The sequence below is a fragment of the Janthinobacterium sp. ROICE36 genome, assembly GCF_002869965.1.
Lineage (GTDB): Bacteria > Pseudomonadota > Gammaproteobacteria > Burkholderiales > Burkholderiaceae_D > Janthinobacterium.
On the sequence record NZ_PEBS01000011.1, the window covers coordinates 19,854 to 39,658 of the forward strand.

The following is a 19,805-nucleotide window of genomic DNA, read 5'->3' on the forward strand; positions in this document are numbered from 1 at the left end:
CCGTTTTCCGTAAAGTCCCCTATGTCTGCCACCGTCACCGATCTCGCCGTCCTGGCGCGCACCATTAAAGAATGGGGGCGCGAGCTGGGTTTTGCCGAGGTGCGTATCGCCGACGTGGACCTGTCGCACATGGAAGCACCCTTGCAGGCCTGGCTAGCTGCAGGGTACCACGGCGAAATGGATTACATGGCCAGCCATGGCATGAAGCGTGCGCGCCCGGCCGAACTGGTGCCGGGTACGGTGCGCGCCATCAGTGCGCGCATGAATTACCTGCCGCCGGCGCTGGGCCCGGACTGGCGCGCGCACGAGGCGGCGCGCGACGCCGATCCCGCAGCGGCCGTGATCTCCGTGTATGCGCGGGGCCGCGACTATCACAAGGTGATGCGTGCGCGCCTGCAGCAGCTGGCCGAGCGCATCAAGGGCGAGATCGGCGACTTCGGTTACCGCGTCTTCAGCGATTCGGCGCCCGTGATGGAAGTCGAACTGGCGCAAAAGGGAGGGCTGGGCTGGCGCGGCAAGCACACTTTGCTGATCAACCGCCAGGGCGGCTCCTTCTTCTTCCTCGGCGAAATCCTGATCGACGTGCCGCTGCCCGTCGACCCGCCGGAGATTGCGCGCTGCGGCCAGTGCTCGGCCTGCATCACGGTGTGCCCGACGCAGGCGATACTGGGGCCGTACCAGCTCGACGCGCGCCGCTGCATCTCCTACCTGACCATCGAATTGAAGGGCGCCATTCCCGTCGAGATGCGCCCCTTGATCGGCAACAAGGTGTACGGCTGCGACGATTGTCAGACCGTCTGCCCGTGGAATAAATTCGCCCAGCGCGCCGTCGTGCCCGACTTCGACGAGCGCCACAGCCTGGGCAGCGCCGGCATGGTGGAGCTGTTCGCCTGGACGGAAGAGCAATTCAACCGCCGCATGGAAGGCAGCGCGATTCGCCGCATCGGCCACGAACGCTGGCTGCGCAACCTGGCCGTCGGCATGGGCAACGCGGCCGCCAAGGCCCTGGGCCAGGCCGACATCGTCGCGGCCCTGCTGTCGCGCCGCGAGCACCCGTCGGCCATCGTGCGCGAACACGTCGAATGGGCGCTGGCCCTGCACGGTATCGTTTGATTTTCGTTTAAACCTGCTGCAGGCGCAGCGCCGACCACTCACTATCAATGGCGACCATCGCCACGCTGTTGCGCCCCACGGTGTGTGCAAAGTGGCGGATATCGTCGCGGTGGATGTCGCTGCCCGCCTCCGCCGGCAACTGCGCCAGCAATTCCCCGTGTTCGCCGCCGTCATTGAGTACGGCCAGGGCCTTGGCATTTTTCACAACCATTTTGTCGAAGGCGGTTTTGTCAGGCATGGCATCGGCGTGTGGATGGGGGAAAGACGCGCATAACAAATTTTTCCTTGACTTATCGATATATCGTTATAAAATAAAGATACCTACTAACGATATATCTTTAAAGAGAAAACATGAGAAACTCACACCACGCAGAACACGGCCATTGCGGCCAACATCACCACCATCACGGCGAGCATCGCCACGAACACAACCCTGGTCACTTCATGCACGGCCGCGGCCCGCGCGGCTTCGACGAGCGAGGCGACGGCATGGGCCATGGCGGCCCCGGTGGCCGGGGTGGACGCGGCGAACGGGCCGAGCGCGTCTTCGGCCGTGGCGACCTGCCGCTGATCGTGCTGGCGCTGATCGAAATCAGCCCCCGTCACGGCTATGAAATCATCAAGGCCATCGAAGAGCGTTGCGGCGGCGCGTATGCCCCCAGCCCGGGTGCCGTGTATCCGACATTGACCTTGCTGGAAGAGCAGGACCACGTGACGTCCTCCGAAAGCGCCAGCGGCAAGAAGCTCTACGCGATCACGGACCAGGGGCGCGCCTATCTTGACGAGAACCGCGCCCAGGTGGACGGCATTCTGGCTCGCCTCGACATGTTCGCCCGGGTCCAGGCGCGCAAGGCCTTGCCCGAGCGCGTGCACCAGGCCATGCACACCCTCAAGCATGCGCTGTTGCTGAACAAGAGCAACTGGAGTGAAGCGGAAGCCGAGCGCGTTTCTGCCGTGCTGGAACAGGCGGCGAACGCCATCGTCGATGGTCACTGAGCCTACTTTACAAGGATAAGCAATGATTACTGCATCACCTACGGCACCACGCCCGCATGCCATCGAGCGCGTGCGGCATGACTTGACACTGCGCGTGCTCACCGTCGTGCGCACCGAGCAGCTGACGCCGCACATGCGCCGCATCACCCTGGCCGGCGACGACCTGGAAGGCTTTGTCTCGCCGGCGCACGACGATCACGTGAAACTGTTCTTCCCCGCCCCGGGCGAGACTACCCCCGTGCTTCCCGTGCTGGGCAACGGCGCTAACCCGATCCAGTACGCGCAAGGGGCGCGTCCCATCGCCCGCAACTACACGCCGCGCCGTTATGACGCCGAACGGCGCGAGCTGGAAATCGACTTCGTGCTGCATGACGACGGGCCTGCATCGCTGTGGGCGGCGCAAGCCGTACCCGGCCAGACCCTGGGCGTGGGCGGTCCGCGCGGCTCGATGCTGGTGCCGTTTGACTTCGACTGGTATGTGCTGGTGGGCGACCAGACGGCCCTGCCGGCGATCGCCCGCCGCCTGGAGCAGCTGCCGGCCACGGCGCGGGCGATGGCCGTGATCGAAATCGTCGAAGACGGCGAACAGATCGCGTTGGACAGTGCGGCGCAGCTGGACGTGCGCTGGGTGGCGCGCAATGGCCGCAGCGGCGCCTTGTTGCTGGAAGCGTTGGCGCAGGTGGCCCTGCCGCAGGATGGCGATGGCTATGTGTGGGTGGCGTGCGAGCATGCGCAGGTGCAGGGCTTGCGCGGGCACTTTATTGAAGCCGGGGTGCCGAAGCAGCATCTGCATGTAGCCAGTTACTGGAAGCATGGGGCGGCCGAGCACCATGAGCATCATGATGAGTGATTAAGGCCGGGGTCAGACCCCAGATTGCAGCCTACTTCAACAAGCCCGCCAGCTCCACCGCCGTCTTGACCTGCATCTTGTCGAAGATATGCGCGCGGTGCACTTCCACGGTGCGCATGCTGATGCCCAGCTTGTCGGCCACCACCTTGTTCATCTTGCCCGCCAAAATCAGGTCCAGCACTTCGCGTTCGCGCGTCGACAGGGTGGCCAGGCGCGCGTGCACGGCGGCCATCTCGCCTGCCTGGCGCGAGTTCGCCAGGCCCTGCTGCACGCGGTCCATCAGGTCGTTGTCGTTGAACGGCTTTTCGAAAAAATCGAAGGCGCCCCGTTTCAGGCTGTCGACGGCCATCGGCACGTCGCCGTGGCCGGTGAGGAAAATCACGGGCAGGCGCGCCGTCAGGTCGCGCTTGACCAGCTGGTCGAACAGGGCGATGCCGTTCATGTCGGGCATGCGCACGTCGAGCAGCACGCAGTCGCCAGCGGCGTCGAAGCTGCCGTCCAGGCTATCGAGGAATTGCTGGGCGCTGGCGTAGTTGCGCGCCTCGATGCTGCGCGAGGCGGCCAGCCAGGACAGGGAGTCGCGTACGACCTCTTCGTCGTCGATGATGTGTAGCATGGTGTCTCCGGCTCGTCGTTATTGGTTATTGCTTATTGCCTGGTGCTGAGTGCGCGGCGCGGCCGGCACACTGAATGTAAAGATAGTACCGCCAGCGGGGTTGGCGTTGAAAGTCAGCGCGCCGCCGTGAAATTCGATGGCGGTGCGGCAGATGTTCAGGCCCATGCCCATGCCTTCGGACTTGGTCGAGAAAAACGGCGAAAACAGCCGCTCGGCCACGTCTTGCGCAATGCCGTGGCCATGGTCGATCACATCCACCGTCACCATGCCTTGCTGCGCATCGTGGCTGGCCCGCAGGCGCATGATACGCCGTCCGGGTGGCGCATCCTGCATGGCCTCGATGGCGTTGCGCGTCAGGTTCAGCAGCACTTGCTCGATCATCACGGGGTCGGCGCGCAACAGCGGCAGGTCCGGCGGCAGCTCTTCCTGGATGGTGACATAGTATTTGCGCGCCTGCAGGTCGATCAGCGCGCGGATGCCGTCGATCAGCGTGCGGATGGCGATATCCTGGCGCTGCGGTTCGCTTTTGCGCACAAAATCATGCACGCTGCGGATGATCTGGCCGGCCCGCTGCGCCTGCGCGCCGGCCTGTTCCAGCGCCGGCTTCAAGGTGTTCGGATCGACGGGGGCGTCATGCTCGATGGCGCGGCGGATCAGGTTCAGCGCCCCCGTGGTGTAGCTGGAGATGGCTGCCAGCGGCTGGTTCAGTTCATGCGCCAGCATCGACGCCAACTCGCCCATGGTGGCCAGGCGCGAACTCGTTTGCAGCTTTTCCTGCTGCTGGCGATTCAGTTCCTCGACCCGCTTGCGGTCCGAAATGTCGAGCACGGAGCCCATCCAGCCTGTCTGCCGGCCGTTCTTGTCCACCAGCGGCGCTTCGAAGATCAGCACGGGCACGCGCGTGCCGTCGGGGCGCTGGAAATAGGTTTCGAACTGCGGCGTGGGATTGCCAGCAAGGGCCTTGACGAAGCGCTGCTGGTATTCCTCCAGCGCTTCTGGCACCCAGTAGGGCATGGGTGGCAAACGCCCCAGGATTTCCTCGGCAGGATAGCCGACGATGTGGCAGAACGCGGGATTGACATACGTGACACGTCCTTCCAGGTCGCGCGCGCGCATGCCTGTCACCAGCGAGTTTTCCATCGCCGTGCGAAACAGCATCTGCTGGCGCAGCGCCCCTTCGGCCACCAGGCGGCGCGAAATATGCCGCCACAGGGCCAGCAAGCTCCACAGCAAACCCAGCGACAGGGCGATGACGGAGCCGACCAGCAAATTGGGCAGCAGCTTGGGCTGGCTTTTTACACTGTCGGTAAACAGGGTGATGGTGGCACCGGGCACGTCGAGCGCGCGCTTGTGCGTGTACACGCCGTGACCGGGACCGGCGGCGGCGCGCCGCGCCAGTACCTTGTCGTCGCGGTCGATCAGCGAAATCTGGTTATCCTGGGCGAACCACCACGGCACCATTTCATCGAGCAGGCTGCTGATCTGGTAGGTAGCTACCAGGCTGCCCACATAGCGCTGGCCATCGAACAGGGGCTGGTGGTAATCCATCAGCATGGCGCCTGGCGGCGCGTCGGGAAAGCCGCTTTGCTGCGATGGCTGGGCATACTGCCCCCGGTGCAGGCGGCGCGCATTGTCGGCCGCCGTCAGCGAAGCCGGTGAAAACGCCAGGGCATGCGGCAGGCTGTTGTCGCTGGTGGCCAGCACCTTGCCGCTGGTGTCGAGCCATAGCACGCGCTGCAATTCGCGGCCATTGCGCAGCATCTGCTGCAGCCGTTCGTGCACTTTTTCCGCGCTCAGCGAGGCGCTGGCGATGTCCACGCCCAGGTTGAACAGGCTTTCCTCGTTGCGCGCCAGTTGAAAGCGGATGGTTTGCTCCACCCACAGGGTATCGGCGATCAACTGCTCCTGGCGCTCGTTGCTTTCCATCTGGCGTGCCTGCCAGGGCAGCCAGAACAGGATGGACAGGAACAGCAGCAGCAGGATGACGGGCAGCAGCCAGCGCATCGGGCTCGATAGCTTGAAGCGGCGTGCAAGGGTGGGAGGAGTCGGCATGGCTGGCAGGGTAGCGGCTTATCGGGAGCCGGCTATTGTGGTTAACCACAATAGCCGTGGTGGTTTCTTTGGGACAATATCCAAGTAGACAAATAATAAAGTTTTTTCAAAAACCATCCAGGAGACAAAAATGCAGATGAAAACCATGTTCGTCGCGCTGTGCGCGGCCATCGGCGCCACCGCCGGCGTCCACGCTTACGCGCAAGCCCCCATCGTCATCAAATTCAGCCACGTTGTGGCGACAGACACGCCGAAGGGCCAGGCCGCCGAGCGCTTCAAGCAACTGGCCGAGAAAGCCACGAACGGCAAGGTCAAGGTCGAACTGTACCCGAACAGCCAGCTATACAAGGACAAGGAAGAACTCGAAGCGCTGCAGCTGGGTGCCGTGCAGATGCTGGCGCCATCGCTGGCCAAGTTTGGCCCGCTGGGGGTGAAGGAATTTGAAGCCTTCGACCTGCCCTACATTTTCCCCAGCAAGACGGCGCTGTACAACGTCACCGAAGGCGAAATCGGCAAGAGCCTGCTGAAGAAACTGGAACCCAAGGGTATCACGGGCCTGGCCTACTGGGACAATGGCTTCAAGGTGATGTCGGCCAACAAGCCGCTGCACAGCCCGGCCGACTTCAAGGGCTTGAAAATGCGCATCCAGTCGTCCAAGGTACTCGACGCGCAGATGCGCGCGCTGGGCGCCAATCCGCAAGTGCTGGCCTTCTCGGAAGTGTATCAGGCGCTGCAAACGGGCGTGGTCGACGGCACGGAAAATCCGCCTTCGAATATGTACACGCAAAAGATGCATGAAGTGCAAAAGCACGTGACCGTGTCCAACCACGGTTACCTGGGCTACGCCGTCATCGTCAACAAAAAGTTCTGGGATGGCTTGCCACCCGATATTCGTGCACAGCTGGAAAAAGCCATGCGCGAGGCCACCACGTTTGAAAAAGCCATCGCCCAGCGCGACAACGACCAGGCCCTCGACGCCATCAAGAAATCGGGCAAGACGCAAATCTATACGCTGACGGTGCAAGAGCAGGCCGAGTGGCGCAAGGCCCTGGCGCCCGTGCAGAAGGCCATGGAGGGGCGCATCGGCAAGGATCTGATCTCCGCCATCAACAAGGAAAGCGCGAAGTAAACAGCGCCGCCGCACCGCCTGGTGCGGCGTTCAGGGGCATCCCTGTCTCTCTGTCGCAACAGCGTCTGCGCGTCCTGCGCGGGTGCTGGCGTCCCCGCATTCTTTGAAAGTCCACCATGAAATTTCTGGATCACCTGGAAGAGTGGCTGATCGCGTCCCTGATGGGCGCCGCCACCATCATCATTTTCGTCGCGGTCGTGCACCGCTACCTGTCCGGCTTGCCGATACCGGGGCTGCAAGACTTCCTGATACAAATCAATACCAGCTGGGCCCAGGAGCTATGTATCTATATGTTCGTTTGGATGGCCAAGTTCGGCGCCGCGTACGGCGTGCGCACCGGCATACACGTGGGTGTCGATGTGCTGATCAATCGCATGAATCCCCGCTGGCGCGACCGTTTCATCGTCTTCGGCCTGGCCGCCGGCGCCCTTTTTACGGGCATCGTCGGGACCCTGGGCGCCAGTTTCGTGTGGTCGATCGGCCACACGGACCAGACCTCAGCCGACATGGAGGTGCCGATGTGGCTGGTGTACCTGGCCGTGCCGCTGGGTTCCTACCTGATGTGCTTCCGCTTCCTGCAAGTCATGGTGCATTTCATTAAGACGGGTACCCTGCCGAAACACGACCATTCGCATGTCGAAGGGCTGGAAGAAGAACTGACGGCTGAAGAAAAAGGAGCCAAGGCATGAACGCGCTGATCATATTTGTGTTGCTGCTGGGCTTGATGCTGACCGGCATGCCGATTTCCATCTCGCTGGGCCTGACGGTGCTCACCTTCCTGTTCACCATGACCAGCGTACCCATCGAATCGGTGGCCCTGAAGATTTTCACGGGTATCGAGAAGTTCGAGATCATGGCCATTCCGTTCTTCATTTTGGCAGGCAACTTCCTCACGCATGGCGGGGTGGCGCGGCGCATGATCAATTTCGCCAGCTCCATGGTGGGCCACTGGCATGGCGGCCTGGCGCTGGCCGGCGTGATGGCGTGCGCGTTGTTTGCCGCCGTCTCCGGCTCCAGCCCCGCCACCGTGGTGGCGATCGGTTCCATCACCCTGCCGGCCATGGTCAAGCAGGGCTATCCACGGGGCTTTGGCGCCGGCGTCATCACCACCTCGGGCGCGCTGGGCATTTTGATACCGCCGTCGATCGTGATGGTGATGTATTCGGTCAGCACGAACACCTCCGTGGGCAAGCTGTTCATGGCGGGTGTGATTCCCGGCATGATGCTGGCCATGCTGCTGGGCCTGACCACCTGGTTTTTGGCGCGCAAGAACAACTATCCACGCATGAAAAAAGCCAGCTGGGGCGAGCGCTTCGTGACGTTCAAGAAAAGCGCCTGGGGCTTGCTCTTGATCGTCATCGTCATGGGCGGTATCTATTCGGGCGCCTTCACGCCGACGGAAGCGGCTGCCATGGCTGCCGTGTACGCCTTCATCATCGCCGTCTTCGTCTACAAGGACTTGAAGATCAAGCAAGTCGGCAAGGTCTTGCTCGATTCGGCCGCCATGTCGGCGATGCTGTTGTATATCATCACCAATGCCGTGCTGTTCTCGTTCCTGATGACCAGCGAAAACATCCCGCAAGCGATGGCCGAGTGGATCACGGGCAAGGGCCTGGGCGTGATCAGCTTCCTGCTGGTGGTCAACGTGCTGCTGTTGGTGGCTGGTAACGTTATGGAACCGTCGTCGATCGTGCTGATCATGGCACCGATTTTGTTCCCCGTGGCCATGAAGCTGGGCATCGATCCTGTGCACTTCGGTATCTTGATCGTGGTCAATATGGAGGTGGGCATGTGCCATCCACCTGTGGGCCTGAACCTGTATGTGGCGTCCGGCATTACCAAAATGGGCATTTCCGAATTGACCGTGGCCGTGATGCCATGGCTGCTGACGATGCTGGCCTTCCTGGGGTTGATTACCTACGTACCACAAATCTCGCTGTGGCTGCCAAATTTAATTTACAACTAAAACAGTTGTCCCCGTCATGGTGCAAAAAAAGTCGATACTGCCGAATAAATGCGCTATGATGGGCAGCCTTAGGGGGAAACACGTCGTTGCATATACGCTCCGCTAGCAAGGCTGAAATACAGAATTGGTCACAAAGTTGGTGGGGGAGTGGTCTATAAAAACGGTATTGATACCGGGGATATATTGAGGAGACACACGTTTCACAGAAGTTGTTGAGTCATAGCTGTTTGCGGCCACAAGCCTGCACCGGCGGACCCAAACGACCGGGAACGTGAAGCAATATTTGAAGCGCACCGACTGGTGCGCTTTTTTTTCGTGCGCGGGAAACGTCCGCCCACCTGGCTGCAGACGGTGCATAATCGCCAGAGCGCAGCATCGTGTGCTTGCGGGTTGTATATTTGCCACACTTGAACTTTGATTAGCAGATGAAAAAACAACAGGGCAGTGAGCTGTTCAGCGCCATCGTGGCCGCGCCATTCGGCGCCATGGGCGTGCGTGTGCAGGACGGCCGGTTGCGCGAACTGGTCTACCTGCGGCCCCACTTCGCCGAAAAAGACGCCCAGGATGCCGTTTCAGCGCTGGCGTGCGTGCAGCTGGCGCGCTATTTCGTCGACCCCGATCATGTCTTCGACCTGCCGCTGGCCGCGCTGGGCAGCGCCTTCCAGCAACGCGTGTGGGCGGCCATCGCCGGCATCCCGCGCGGCCAGGTGCGCACGTATGGCGATGTGGCGCGCCTGATCGGCTCGGCGCCGCGCGCCGTCGGCCAGGCCTGCGGCGCCAACTGGTATCCCGTGCTCATTCCCTGTCACCGTGTCACGGCCGCTGGCGGCCTGGGCCGCTTTGCCCACCACGACGATGCCAGCGGTTTTCACCTGGGCGTGAAGCGCTGGCTGCTGGCGCATGAAGGGGTCGAGGGTTACGCATGATGAACAGTCTGCTGGCGCCGGACAACACTACCCTGATCGATGAATTCTGCGACAGCCTGTGGCTGGAAGACGGCTTGTCGAAAAACTCGCTGGACGCCTACCGGCGCGACATGCGTTTGTTTTCGCGCTGGCTGGAAGTGGCGCGGCCCGGACGCGACAACCTGTACGAGGTGTCCACGGCTGACATTGAAGCGTATTTTGCCGCGCGCCACGACGAGAGTAAGGCGACGTCGTCGAACCGGCGCCTGTCCGTGCTCAAGCGTTTTTACCAGCTGGCCTTGCGGCAAAAACATATCGCGGCCGACCCGTGCCTGAAGATGGTGTCGGCCAAGCAGCCGGCGCGCTTCGTGCATACCTTGAGCGAAGCGCAGGTGGAAGCGCTGCTGGCGGTGCCCGACGTGAGCACGCCTCTGGGCCTGCGCGAGCGCACGATGCTGGAACTCATGTACGCGAGCGGCTTGCGCGTGTCGGAACTGGTGGACTTGACATCCGTGGAGCTGAGCCTCAACGATGGCGTACTGCGCATCACGGGCAAGGGCAGCAAGACGCGTCTGGTGCCGTTCGGTGAGCAGGCGCGGCTGTGGATCGAGCGTTACCTGAAGGAGGCGCGCGGCGTCATCCTCGACGGCCAGATGGACGATGCGCTGTTCGTCACGCGGCGCGGCGGTGCCATGACGCGGCAGATGTTCTGGGTCATCATCAAGAAACACGCGCTGAGCGCCGGCATCACGGCGCCGCTGTCGCCGCATACCCTGCGCCACGCATTCGCCACCCATTTGCTGAACCATGGAGCAGACTTGCGTGTTGTGCAATTGTTATTGGGGCACTCCGATATTTCCACCACGCAAATTTATACGCATGTGGCCCGTGAACGGCTGAAACTGCTGCATGCGCAGCATCATCCGCGCGGCTAAACATTTGGTGTTTGGTCCAATTACGTCATAATGTGCCTTATGTGCTTATCTGTAACATCTAAAAACTAAAGAGGTAGTAAATGGCCAAGACAAATTTCCAATACGAAAAACGGCAAAAAGAGCTGGAAAAGAAGAAGAAAGCCGAGGAAAAAGCCAGGCGCAAGCTGGAAGCGAAGAACAATCCCAAGCCGGCCGACGGCAGCGAGGGTGAAGAGCCGGAAGCGGACGATGCCGATGATGACGCCGAAGGCGACGCGCCCGCCCAGGCGCAGTAATTCCCCGTTCCTGATGACCGGTGCGGCATCGCCGCGCCGGTATCTCCTCGTTCCACCTTCCCTCCGCTATAAGCTCGGCCGCTGGCCGATGGCCAGTTGCAGCTGCGTGCTGGCGATGGCCGCATCGGCGCGCGCCTGCAGATAGCCCTGGTAAGCGTCATCGGCTGAACGCTGCGCCGCCAGCCATTCCAGCAGCGACGCATTGCCTTTGACGTAAGACAAACGCATGCCATCGACCACTTTTTGCGCATCGACCAGCACGCCGTCGCGGTAGCGCGCCAGCCGGTCCTGCGCTGCGCGCAATTGCCGCTGCGCCGTGCGCACTTGCGTTTCCGCCTGCAGTTCCGCCTGGCGCAAGGCCAGCATCGCCTGTGTCACGCCCGCTTCGGCCTGCACCACGTCGCCCTTGTCGCGTCGCGACAGGGGGATGGGGATGGCCAGCGAGAGGGTGAGGGCGCGCGAGCGCGGTGATCCGTCGACGGGATTGCCGCTGCCGTCGATGCCGTCATGGTAGCCGCGCGCGGCGGCAAGGCCGAGCGTGACGGTGGGATCGACGGCGCGGTTGGCGCGCACCAGCGCCGCGCCATCGCGCAGATTGTCCAGGGTGGCGCGGGCGATGCGCACGTCGCTGCGCGCGCCGAGTGCCTGCGCCACCAGCACGCTGTCATCCCTGTCTGCCTGCGCGGCGAAGTCGCAGGCCAGTTGCGCGTCCGGAAACAGGGCGTCGAACTGGCGCCCCAGCGGCGGCGACAGGGCCAGCATGGCGCTATTGGCCTCGCTGCGCGCCTGCGCCAGGTCGGCCTGGAACTGGTCGCGTTCCACGCGCGATTGCAGCAGTTCGATACCGCTCACGTCGCCGGCCTTGCGCCGCACGGTGTTCGCTTCCACCAGCGTCGACAGGGCCGCCATGGTCTGCTGCTTGCGCGCGGCGACTTCGCGCGTGCGGCACGCTTGCGTGAACGCGGCGGCGGCGGTGCCATACAGCTCGCTCCTGAAGCCGGCCACCGTCTCTTCGGCCAGTGCGACACTGCTCTGCGCCGCCTTTAAGCGCGCGGCGCGCTTGCCGCCTGTCTCGATGGCCATGCTGATGGCCGGGTTCCACGTGACGGGACGGTGCTCGATGCTGCGCACCGTCTCGCGCGTGGCGCCCAGGGTGAATTCGGGGTCGGGGCGCAGGCCGGCGATGCCGATGCCTGCCTTGGCCGAGCCTATGTTTTCGCGCTGCGCCTGCAGTTCCAGGCTGTTGGATTCGACGGCGCTCAGGTAGGTCTCAAAGCTCAAGGGGGCGGCAATGGCGCAGGGCGCGATCAGCCAGGCCGCCAGCAGTACATTAAAACGTGTCATGGTTCACTCCTTTGTCGGTCAGGCGTTTTTGTCTGTGCGCCTCGATCAGGTAATACAGGGCCGGCAACAGCAGCAGGGTCAGTGCGGTCGCCGTCACCAGTCCGCCCACCACCACAGTGGCGAGCGGGCGCTGCACGTCGCTACCCAGGCCGCTTGCCAGCATGGCGGGCGTCAGGCCCAGGGCGGCCACGGTAGCCGTCATCAGCACGGGGCGCATGCGGTCGCGCGCGCCTTCCAGCACGGCCTCGCGCAAGCTCCTGCCTTCGTCGGCGCGCAGGCGGTTGATTTGCGCCAGCATCAGAACGGCATTCAATACCGCCACGCCGAACAGGGCGATGAAGCCCACCGCGCTCGAGACATTCAAGGTCATGCCGCGCAGGTGCAGTGCGGCCAGGCCCCCGAGCATGGCCAGCGGCACGGCCAGCAAGACCAGCGCGGGCTGTCGCAGGTTGCGGAACTGGCCAAACAGCAGCAAAAACATGGCGCCCAGGGTCATCGGCAGGATCAGGGCCAATCGGCTTTGCGCGCGCTGCAGGTTTTCGAACTGGCCGCCCCATTCGACGCTGATGCGCTGGTGCTCGTTTGCCACCGCTTGCGCCACCAGGGGACGCGCTTCGGCCAGCAGGCCGGCCAGGTCGCGCCCACGGGCATTCAGGCGCACGATGATGTGGCGCCGTCCCATTTCGCGCACGATCACGCTTTCGCCCGAGGTAGTGCTGATGCTTGCCACCTGCGCCAGCGGAATCCTGGCGCCGTTGGCGGCGGTGAGCATCAGTTTGGCGATGGCATCCGGGTCGGAGCGCGCGGCGGGCGGGAAGCGCACGGCGATGTCGTAGCTTTTCTCGCCCACGTAGAGCTGGCCGATGGGCGCGCCGCCGATGCCGGTGGAAATCAGGTCGGCCACGTCGGCCGCGTTGATGCCGTAGCGGGCCGCCTTTGCCCTGTCCAGTTCCACTTTCAGGTTGGGCAGCGGCGGCTCCACGTCCACCGCCACGTCGGAGGCGCCCGGGACGCCTTTCAATACGTGCGCCACTTTGCCGGCGATACGGCGCACTTCGTCGAGGTCGTTGCCGAAGATTTTCACCGTCAGGTCGCTGTGCGCGCCCGATAATTTGTCCTGCACGCCATCGATCATCGGCTGCATGAAGGCCACCGTATAGCCGGGCATGCGCGCGAAACGCTGGTTCATTTTCGCGATCAGTTGCTGCTTGCTCAGGCCCGACTTCCAGCTTTTGTACGGATGCAGGCCTACGCTGGCCTCGATGTGCGACGGCGTCCAGTAATCGGTGCCGTCGTCGTTGCGCCCTGTCTGCGTGTCGATGGTCGACACTTCCGGGAACTCCAGCGCGGCGCAGCGCAGTTCACTGGCCATCTCGGAGGCCTTGTCGAGGGTAATCCCGGGCGGCATCTGCACTTGCAGCCACAAGGAGCCTTCATCGAGGTATGGTAAAAAGTCGCGCCCGATGCTGCCGCCCAAGATGACAAGCGCTGCGAGCGATCCTGCGCACACCATCGCTACCCAGCGCTTCTTGCCCACCATGCGTTCGAGGAAGCGGCCATATGCTGCTGCCAGCTGTTCCAGCACGCGGTGATGGAAGGTGCGGCGCGGCTTGCGCAAGGCCAGCCAGGCCAGGCCCGGAATCAGCACCAGCGCCACCACCAGCGCGCCCACCAGCGCCGCGCCCACCGCATACGCCATCGGCGAGAACAGCTTGTATTCGATGCGCTGGAAGGCGAACAGGGGCAAGTAGGCGGCGATGATGACGGCCATGCCGAACATGATGGGGCGCGCCACCTGCAGGGTCGACGCTATGGCGTCCTGCAAGGTAAGGGGCCGTTCCTGCTCGCGCTCGCGGCGGCGCAGCATGTTTTCCAGCACCACCACGGAACCGTCGACGAGTATGCCGAAGTCGATCGCCCCCAGGGACAGCAAGTTGGCGGGAATTTTAAAATGGTGCATGAAGATGAAGGCGATCAGCAGTGCCAGCGGGATCGTCAGCGCGACGATGGCGGCCGCGCGCGGGCTGCCCAAAAACAGCAGCAGCACCAGGGCGACCAGCAGCATGCCTTCCCCCAAGGTATAACTGACCGTGTGCAGGGTGGCGTCGATCAGCGCGCTGCGGTCCAGGTAGGGCACCACTTTCACATCCTTTGGCAGCACATAGGCGTTCAATTCATCTACGGCCGCATGGATGCCCGCCAGCGCCTCGGACGGATTGAAATCCTTCAGCAGCAGGGTGATGCCTTCGATGGTGTCGGGATTGTTGTCCTTGCCGAGGATGCCGCGCCGCTCCACGTTGCCGTAGGCGAGCTTGCCGAGGTCCTTCACCAGCACGGGCACGCCGTCCTTGCTGCTGACGACGACATTGCCCATGTCGCCCAGCGAGTGCAGCAAGCCCACGCCGCGCACCACGTACGATTGCTGGCCGCGGTCGATGACGCTGCCGCCACCGCTGATGTTGTTGGCATTGATGGCGTCCTTGACCTGCGCCAGCGAGATGCCGTAGCTGTCCAGTTTTGCGGGATCGAGTTCCAGCATGAACTGCGTGGTGAGACCGCCGAAATTGCTGACGTCCGCCACGCCGCGCACCTGCTGCAGGCGCGGTATCACGGTCCAGAACTGCAGCTCGGACAGTTCGCGCAAGGAGCGTGTTGTCGATTCCAGCGTGTAGCGGTAGATTTCGCCCGTTGGCGAGGTGTAGGGATCGAGCCCCGGCTTGGCGTCGTACGGCAGGTTCACTCTGGCGAGCCGCTCCTGCAGCCGTTCGCGCGTGAAGTAGCCATCGCTGCCATCTTCGAACACCACCGTGATCAGCGACAGCGCGAACAGGCTGCGCGTGCGCAGCACGTGCATGCCTGGAGTGCCGAGCAGGGCGCGCTCCAGTGGTATCGTGATCTGCTGCTCGATTTCCTCGGCGCCCAGGCCCGGCACCTGCGTGACGATTTGCGAGGTGACGTCGGCGATGTCGGGATAGGCTTCGATGGGCAACTGCTTCCAGCAATACACGCCGTAGGCGGCGACGAACAGCAGTACCAGCCAGACGATGCCGCGCCGCTGGCAGCAGGTGGCGATGAAACGGTCAATCATTGAGCAGCACTCCTTCCTTGACGACGATGCGCTCGCCCGCCTTCAGGCCCGCGAGGATTTCCACCTGCCCGCCATGGCTGGCGCCCACTTCCACCGTGCGCGGCGCGAAGCGCAACGGGCCGCGCTCGACCATCACGCGCGTCAACAAACCACTTTGCAGCACGGCCGATGCGGGCACCAGGATGGCGCGGCGGCTGGCGCCGGCAAAACCCGCGTGGGCGAACATGCCCGGCTTGAAGGTGCCGGCGCGGTTGTCGATGGCCACGCGCACTTGCACCGTGCGCGTCTCGGGATCGAGCACCGCACCCACGTAGGCGACCTTGCCCTCGAAGTCCTTGCCGGGCCAGGCATCGACGCTGATGCGGGCCGTCTGGCCCACGGCCACTTGCGCCAGGTCCCTTTCGGCCACGTTGGCCGACAGCCACACGGTGGACAGGTCGGCCACCGTCATGACGGGTGCGTTGACATCGTTCCAATAGCCGCCCTGGGCACCGTCCATGGCGATCACGGTGCCGCTAATGGGCGAGCGCAGGACGTAGTCGCGGCGCGAACCGCGCGCGCTGGTGCCATACTGGGCCAGCTTGTCGGCGCTGGCTTGCGCGTCGCTGCCGGCCTGGTCGTAGGTCGCCTGGGCCGATTCGTACTCCTTGCGCGCGGTGATCTCTGCCTCGAACAGGATTTTTTGGCGCTGCAGCTCCTGGCGCGCCTGCAGCAGGGTGGAACGGGCCTTGCTGTCGTCCGCGAAGGCGGCGCTCAGTTCGGCCGAGTCCAGGGTGAACAGCGGGTCGCCCACCCTGACGCTGTCGCCCAGCGTACGCTGCAAGCGGATGATGCGCCCGGCTAGCGGCGGGGTGATTTTCACCAGTTTTTCCGGCATGGCTACAATGCTGCCCGGCGCATCCGTCTGCGTGGCGATATCCTGTTCCAGCACGGCGGCGATCTGCAGGCGCTGGCGCAGGGGCGACATGTTGTCGACGGCGATGCTGCCGTCGTCCAGATGCCTCGATTGAGCGGAGGGCGTGGCCGCTGCCGTCGGTTTGGCGCAGCCGGCGAGGGCCGAGCAGGCGAGAGCGAGGGCGCAGCTGGCGCCCAGGGCGTTGCGGGTGGTCGTGTTCATCCCGTGTTTCCTTGTTATTGATGGTGATGGGGCATGCGTGGATGCCGTGTCCAAGCGGGCGGTCAGAAGGGGGGCGCGGGCAGTGTGATGACAGCGCCGGGAAAGCATAGCAATGCCGTCCTGAAGAAGCGCCCAAGTTCGCCTGAATCATTCTTCAGGTTCGGTGTGCGCAGGCGGCGGCGCGGTAAAATGCAAGCATAGAAGATGCGGAAAAGCCGCAGCGCAATCGGAAAGGCAGGCATGAGAATTCTCCTGGTGGAAGACGACCGCAAGGCGGCGCGCCTGCTGGCGCGCGGCTTGCAGGAAGAAGGCTTTGTGGTCGACGTGGCGCACAGCGCCGAGGAAGGCGAGGACGAAAGCTACGCCGTCGACTACGACGTGATCGTGCTGGACTGGATGTTGCCGGGCAAGCAGGGTATCGATTTTTGCCGCGACTTGCGCGCACGCGCCATCCAGACGCCCGTGCTGATGCTGACCGCGCGCGACGCCACGGCCGACCGGGTGGCGGGCCTGAACACGGGCGCCGACGATTACCTGACAAAACCGTTCGAATTCGAGGAACTGCTGGCGCGCATCCGCGCGCTGCTGCGCCGCTCCGACATCAGCCGTCCGCTGGTGCTGGCGCTGGCCGACCTGACGCTCGATCCCGTCCGCCACCAGGCGACACGGGCCGGCGCGCCACTGGTGCTCACGCCCAAGGAATATGCGATTCTATTGATCCTGCTGCGCCAGGCGGGCGAAGTGGTCAGCCGCGCGCGCCTGGCCGAGCAGATATGGCAGGCGGACCTGATCGGCATCGACAATCTGATCGATGTCCACGTGCGCAACCTGCGGGGGAAAGTGGACGCGCCGGGCCTGCCGCCATTGATCCACACGGTGCGTGGACGCGGTTTCCGCCTGGCGGAAAACAACGGTGGCTAGCTTTCGCAAGCGCCTGCTGCTGGTGCACCTGGCTGTCATCCTCGCCATTGTCGCCTGCACCGCGCTGGCCGGCTACTGGGGCCTGTCGCGCGCCGTGCGTGGCCAGCTCGATGCGGCCCTGCTGGCGCTGGCCGAGACAGAAATGGCCATGCTGCCGGCCGCGCCGCGCCAGCCCGTGCAGGTGCACGAGGTGGCGTCGGGTCTGGCGCCGCCGTCATTGATGCGGCTCGACCGCCTGGTGCAGATCATCGATGGCGAAGGCCGCGTGCTGGCGCGCAGCCGCAACCTGGAGGCGGCGCAGCTGCCGGCGCCATCGGCGCTGCTGGCGCGCCTGGCGGCCGGCGACACTGTTTTCGAGACCCTGCCCAAGTTCGGCGAGGAGCCGCTGCGCATGGTCTCCATTCCCGTGCCCGCGTCCGGTTCGCGCCTGGCGGTGCAGGTGGCCGGTTCGCTCGACGACGTCAATCACGTGCTGGCCGCGGCTACCGTGCTGTTTGGCGCCATGGCGCTGGCCTTGCTGGCGGCTGTGGGGCTGGCAGGCGAAATGCTCACGCGCCGCGTGCTGGGCGCCATCGACGATGTGGTGCGGCAGGCGCATTCGATAGGCGAAGCCAGCCTGCACCAGCGCCTGCCCCATCCCGACACGCAAGACGAGATCGGCCGCCTGGTCGATACCCTGAACGCCATGCTGGACCGTCTTGAGCACGGCTACGATGCGCAGCGCCGCTTCACGGCCGACGCTTCGCACGAACTGCGCTCGCCCCTGTCGCGCCTGCGCACGGAAATCGAAATCACCTTGCGCCGCCCGCGCGAGGCAGCTGAATATGTCGACGCGCTGGCCTCTTGTCTCGATGAAGTGCAGCGCCTGACAACCCTGGTGGAAGAATTGCTGATGCTGAGGCGCCTCGATGCCGGCCAGGAGCGCAATGCCGTGGAAACCATCGCACTGAATCCTCTCGTGCGCGCGGCGGCGCAGCGCCTGGAAAAGCTGGCAGCGCAGCGCGGCATTCGCATCGTCTTCGATGAAGGTGTGGCTGTGCACGCGCGGGTGGCGGCCGGCCCCGTAGACCTGGTGCTGGCCAATCTGCTGGATAACGCCGTGAAGTTTTCGCCGCCCGACAGCGTCATCACCGTGCACGTGGCGCGCGAGGGCAAGCATGCGCTGGTGGGCGTGGCGGACGCGGGAGCGGGCATCGGCGTGGAAGACTTGCCGCATCTGTTCGAGCGTTTTTACCGGGGAGCCCAGGCGCGCGCGGGCGAGGCGCCCGGCTTCGGCCTGGGTCTGGCCCTGTCGCAAGCCATCGTGCACGCGTATGGCGGCAGTATCGAGGCGCAGAACCGTCCCGCTGGCGGCGCGCTGTTCATCATGCGCCTGCCCGCTTCAAGCTGAGGGGGCCACGCCTTCCCAGCGCACCTGCCGCACTTGCGGCCAGGCGCCCGCGCGGTTGACGAAGCGCACCAGCACGGCGCGCTGCACGGCCTGGCACAGCACCGTGGCGATCAGCTGCACCAGCTGCCGGGCCTCGTCCCAGCTGCGCAGCATTTGCGACGGCGCCAGGCCCGCGCCTTTCAGTTCGGCCAGCAGCAGGCGCACTACATGGTCGGCTTGCGCCGCAGGGCAGGTGACGGTCAGGCGGTAGGTGGCGACGACCGGACCGCGCCTGGCAAACCAATGGAAGAATTTTTTCATCATCACACTCCCCGTTCGGCGACAAATTCCGCGTTATTCACCAGCGCCCAGCGCACGGCCGAAACGCTGCCTTCCAGGCTGACCTGGCTGACGATCTGCTCCAGCAATCCCAGGCTGGACAAGGGCGTGAGCAGGTCGGCGCGCACTTCGATGCGCCCGGCCTGCGCCGCGTCTTCGCTGTGCAAGGATTGCAGCATCAGCGCCGGCATGCCGCTGATCAAGCGCAGCATCAGCTTGCGCACCTGGACTTCCTGCTCCGCCTCGCACACGGCCGTGACGCGGTAGATGCTTTCCGTCTCGATGCCCGCTTCGCTGCCGTGGGCGTTGATGCGTTGCGCCAGGTGGCGCAGCACCAGGTTGGCGACCAGCACGAAGCCCGTGCCGATGGCCGCTTCCAGCGCAAAACCGAGGCCGCACAGCACGCCGATGGCGGCCGAGCACCACAGGGTGGCGGCCGTGTTCAGGCCGCGCACCGTCATCCCTTCGCGCATGATGACGCCGGCGCCAAGAAAGCCGATGCCCGACACTACCTGCGCGGCGATGCGCAGATGGCCGTCGGGATCACCTTCGAGTACGGAGACCATCACGAACAGCGAGGCGCCGACGGACACCAGCGCATTCGTGCGCAGGCCCGCCATGCGCTGGCGCAGCTGGCGTTCGGCGCCGATCATGGCGCCCAGGGTCAATGCTGCGGCAACGCGCAGCGCAAAGTCAAATACCACCATCGGTTTCTCCCGGCTGGGGAGGAACAGGCGAGTGCAGAGGCGAAGACAATTCGCCCCGAAAGGGGGCAGCAGACGATAGCGGT

The 19,805-nt window shown here is 64.1% G+C and carries 20 protein-coding genes; 11 read left to right on the forward strand and 9 right to left on the reverse strand.

Annotated features, from left to right (window positions below; all coding sequences use genetic code 11):
• Positions 1 to 21 precede the first annotated feature (21 nt).
• Positions 22 to 1,113 (forward strand): tRNA epoxyqueuosine(34) reductase QueG, encoded by a 1,092-nt coding sequence (gene queG / locus CSZ94_RS06640; protein WP_102120787.1) that lies wholly within the window; start codon positions 22 to 24, stop codon positions 1,111 to 1,113.
• Positions 1,114 to 1,120: 7 nt separating this feature from the next.
• On the opposite strand, the gene CSZ94_RS06645 is transcribed toward queG, so the two are convergent.
• A complete protein-coding gene (locus CSZ94_RS06645) occupies positions 1,121 to 1,351 on the reverse strand; it encodes a hypothetical protein (protein ID WP_102120788.1) in 231 nt (76 codons plus the stop codon).
• 113 nt (positions 1,352 to 1,464) lie between these two features.
• On the opposite strand from CSZ94_RS06645, the gene CSZ94_RS06650 reads away from it, so the two are divergent.
• Positions 1,465 to 2,109, forward strand: coding sequence for a PadR family transcriptional regulator (locus CSZ94_RS06650; protein WP_102120789.1), 645 nt, complete (start codon positions 1,465 to 1,467; stop codon positions 2,107 to 2,109).
• A 22-nt stretch (positions 2,110 to 2,131) separates the two neighbouring features.
• Positions 2,132 to 2,959, forward strand: coding sequence for a siderophore-interacting protein (locus CSZ94_RS06655; protein WP_102120790.1), 828 nt, complete (start codon positions 2,132 to 2,134; stop codon positions 2,957 to 2,959).
• A 31-nt stretch (positions 2,960 to 2,990) separates the two neighbouring features.
• On the opposite strand, the gene CSZ94_RS06660 is transcribed toward CSZ94_RS06655, so the two are convergent.
• On the reverse strand, positions 2,991 to 3,575 hold the full coding sequence (locus tag CSZ94_RS06660; RefSeq protein WP_102120791.1) for a response regulator transcription factor: 585 nt from the start codon (positions 3,573 to 3,575) through the stop codon (positions 2,991 to 2,993).
• Between the two features lie 18 nt (positions 3,576 to 3,593).
• The gene (locus CSZ94_RS06665) at positions 3,594 to 5,627 is read right to left on the reverse strand and encodes a sensor histidine kinase (protein ID WP_258000812.1); all 2,034 of its coding nucleotides are present in this window, start codon (positions 5,625 to 5,627) and stop codon (positions 3,594 to 3,596) included.
• 136 nt (positions 5,628 to 5,763) lie between these two features.
• Between CSZ94_RS06665 and CSZ94_RS06670 the strand changes: the two genes are divergently transcribed.
• From CSZ94_RS06670 to CSZ94_RS06695, 6 genes are all read left to right on the forward strand, one after another.
• On the forward strand, positions 5,764 to 6,756 hold the full coding sequence (locus CSZ94_RS06670) for a TRAP transporter substrate-binding protein (RefSeq protein WP_374703564.1): 993 nt from the start codon (positions 5,764 to 5,766) through the stop codon (positions 6,754 to 6,756).
• A gap of 116 nt (positions 6,757 to 6,872) precedes the next feature.
• Positions 6,873 to 7,445, forward strand: a complete 573-nt coding sequence (locus tag CSZ94_RS06675) for a TRAP transporter small permease (protein ID WP_102120794.1) — start codon at positions 6,873 to 6,875, stop codon at positions 7,443 to 7,445.
• A complete protein-coding gene (locus CSZ94_RS06680) occupies positions 7,442 to 8,722 on the forward strand; it encodes a TRAP transporter large permease (RefSeq protein ID WP_102120795.1) in 1,281 nt (426 codons plus the stop codon). The genes CSZ94_RS06675 and CSZ94_RS06680 overlap by 4 nt, the downstream gene beginning before the upstream one ends.
• Before the next feature lie 425 nt (positions 8,723 to 9,147).
• Positions 9,148 to 9,648: a methylated-DNA--[protein]-cysteine S-methyltransferase gene (locus tag CSZ94_RS06685; RefSeq protein WP_102120796.1), complete on the forward strand. Its 501-nt coding sequence runs from the start codon at positions 9,148 to 9,150 to the stop codon at positions 9,646 to 9,648.
• A complete protein-coding gene (xerD, locus tag CSZ94_RS06690) occupies positions 9,645 to 10,562 on the forward strand; it encodes a site-specific tyrosine recombinase XerD (RefSeq protein ID WP_180977383.1) in 918 nt (305 codons plus the stop codon). Before CSZ94_RS06685 ends, xerD begins: the two co-directional genes overlap by 4 nt.
• Before the next feature lie 80 nt (positions 10,563 to 10,642).
• Entirely contained in the window at positions 10,643 to 10,837 is a 195-nt protein-coding gene (locus CSZ94_RS06695) for a hypothetical protein (protein WP_102120797.1), read from the forward strand.
• 66 nt (positions 10,838 to 10,903) lie between these two features.
• Here the strand turns inward: CSZ94_RS06695 and CSZ94_RS06700 are convergent, their stop codons facing one another.
• The 4 genes from CSZ94_RS06700 to CSZ94_RS06715 form a co-directional block, all read right to left on the reverse strand.
• Positions 10,904 to 12,181: a TolC family protein gene (locus CSZ94_RS06700; RefSeq protein WP_102120798.1), complete on the reverse strand. Its 1,278-nt coding sequence runs from the start codon at positions 12,179 to 12,181 to the stop codon at positions 10,904 to 10,906.
• A complete protein-coding gene (locus tag CSZ94_RS06705; protein WP_102120799.1) occupies positions 12,168 to 15,269 on the reverse strand; it encodes an efflux RND transporter permease subunit in 3,102 nt (1,033 codons plus the stop codon). The genes CSZ94_RS06700 and CSZ94_RS06705 overlap by 14 nt, the downstream gene beginning before the upstream one ends.
• Positions 15,262 to 16,386 (reverse strand): efflux RND transporter periplasmic adaptor subunit, encoded by a 1,125-nt coding sequence (locus CSZ94_RS06710; RefSeq protein ID WP_102120800.1) that lies wholly within the window; start codon positions 16,384 to 16,386, stop codon positions 15,262 to 15,264. The genes CSZ94_RS06705 and CSZ94_RS06710 overlap by 8 nt, the downstream gene beginning before the upstream one ends.
• A 62-nt stretch (positions 16,387 to 16,448) precedes the next feature.
• Complete coding sequence (locus CSZ94_RS06715) at positions 16,449 to 16,628, reverse strand: hypothetical protein (protein ID WP_102120801.1); 180 nt, start codon at positions 16,626 to 16,628, stop codon at positions 16,449 to 16,451.
• Between CSZ94_RS06715 and CSZ94_RS06720 the strand changes: the two genes are divergently transcribed.
• Positions 16,627 to 17,307, forward strand: coding sequence for a response regulator transcription factor (locus CSZ94_RS06720; protein WP_102120802.1), 681 nt, complete (start codon positions 16,627 to 16,629; stop codon positions 17,305 to 17,307). The two genes, CSZ94_RS06715 and CSZ94_RS06720, sit on opposite strands and share 2 nt — an antisense overlap.
• The gene (locus tag CSZ94_RS06725; protein ID WP_102120803.1) at positions 17,300 to 18,697 is read left to right on the forward strand and encodes a sensor histidine kinase; all 1,398 of its coding nucleotides are present in this window, start codon (positions 17,300 to 17,302) and stop codon (positions 18,695 to 18,697) included. The genes CSZ94_RS06720 and CSZ94_RS06725 overlap by 8 nt, the downstream gene beginning before the upstream one ends.
• Here the strand turns inward: CSZ94_RS06725 and CSZ94_RS06730 are convergent.
• Positions 18,689 to 19,000 (reverse strand): hypothetical protein, encoded by a 312-nt coding sequence (locus CSZ94_RS06730; RefSeq protein ID WP_102120804.1) that lies wholly within the window; start codon positions 18,998 to 19,000, stop codon positions 18,689 to 18,691. The genes CSZ94_RS06725 and CSZ94_RS06730 overlap by 9 nt on opposite strands.
• Complete coding sequence (locus tag CSZ94_RS06735; RefSeq protein ID WP_207781108.1) at positions 19,000 to 19,719, reverse strand: MgtC/SapB family protein; 720 nt, start codon at positions 19,717 to 19,719, stop codon at positions 19,000 to 19,002. Before CSZ94_RS06735 ends, CSZ94_RS06730 begins: the two co-directional genes overlap by 1 nt.
• Between the last annotated feature and the right edge of the window lie 86 nt (positions 19,720 to 19,805).

What these genes read in the sequence shown, in the direction of transcription:
- CSZ94_RS06695 (WP_102120797.1), top strand. Translation starts at nt 10,643, where the DNA reads ATGGCCAAGACAAATTTCCAATACGAAAAACGGCAAAAAGAGCTGGAA.
- CSZ94_RS06645 (WP_102120788.1), bottom strand. Translation starts at nt 1,351, where the DNA reads ATGCCTGACAAAACCGCCTTCGACAAAATGGTTGTGAAAAATGCCAAG.
- CSZ94_RS06670 (WP_374703564.1), top strand. Translation starts at nt 5,764, where the DNA reads ATGAAAACCATGTTCGTCGCGCTGTGCGCGGCCATCGGCGCCACCGCC.
- CSZ94_RS06705 (WP_102120799.1), bottom strand. Translation starts at nt 15,269, where the DNA reads ATGATTGACCGTTTCATCGCCACCTGCTGCCAGCGGCGCGGCATCGTC.
- CSZ94_RS06715 (WP_102120801.1), bottom strand. Translation starts at nt 16,628, where the DNA reads ATGCCTGCCTTTCCGATTGCGCTGCGGCTTTTCCGCATCTTCTATGCT.
- CSZ94_RS06685 (WP_102120796.1), top strand. Translation starts at nt 9,148, where the DNA reads ATGAAAAAACAACAGGGCAGTGAGCTGTTCAGCGCCATCGTGGCCGCG.
- CSZ94_RS06680 (WP_102120795.1), top strand. Translation starts at nt 7,442, where the DNA reads ATGAACGCGCTGATCATATTTGTGTTGCTGCTGGGCTTGATGCTGACC.
- CSZ94_RS06720 (WP_102120802.1), top strand. Translation starts at nt 16,627, where the DNA reads ATGAGAATTCTCCTGGTGGAAGACGACCGCAAGGCGGCGCGCCTGCTG.
- CSZ94_RS06660 (WP_102120791.1), bottom strand. Translation starts at nt 3,575, where the DNA reads ATGCTACACATCATCGACGACGAAGAGGTCGTACGCGACTCCCTGTCC.
- CSZ94_RS06675 (WP_102120794.1), top strand. Translation starts at nt 6,873, where the DNA reads ATGAAATTTCTGGATCACCTGGAAGAGTGGCTGATCGCGTCCCTGATG.
- xerD (WP_180977383.1), top strand. Translation starts at nt 9,645, where the DNA reads ATGATGAACAGTCTGCTGGCGCCGGACAACACTACCCTGATCGATGAA.
- CSZ94_RS06710 (WP_102120800.1), bottom strand. Translation starts at nt 16,386, where the DNA reads ATGAACACGACCACCCGCAACGCCCTGGGCGCCAGCTGCGCCCTCGCT.
- CSZ94_RS06665 (WP_258000812.1), bottom strand. Translation starts at nt 5,627, where the DNA reads ATGCCGACTCCTCCCACCCTTGCACGCCGCTTCAAGCTATCGAGCCCG.
- CSZ94_RS06700 (WP_102120798.1), bottom strand. Translation starts at nt 12,181, where the DNA reads ATGACACGTTTTAATGTACTGCTGGCGGCCTGGCTGATCGCGCCCTGC.
- queG (WP_102120787.1), top strand. Translation starts at nt 22, where the DNA reads ATGTCTGCCACCGTCACCGATCTCGCCGTCCTGGCGCGCACCATTAAA.
- CSZ94_RS06650 (WP_102120789.1), top strand. Translation starts at nt 1,465, where the DNA reads ATGAGAAACTCACACCACGCAGAACACGGCCATTGCGGCCAACATCAC.
- CSZ94_RS06655 (WP_102120790.1), top strand. Translation starts at nt 2,132, where the DNA reads ATGATTACTGCATCACCTACGGCACCACGCCCGCATGCCATCGAGCGC.
- CSZ94_RS06730 (WP_102120804.1), bottom strand. Translation starts at nt 19,000, where the DNA reads ATGATGAAAAAATTCTTCCATTGGTTTGCCAGGCGCGGTCCGGTCGTC.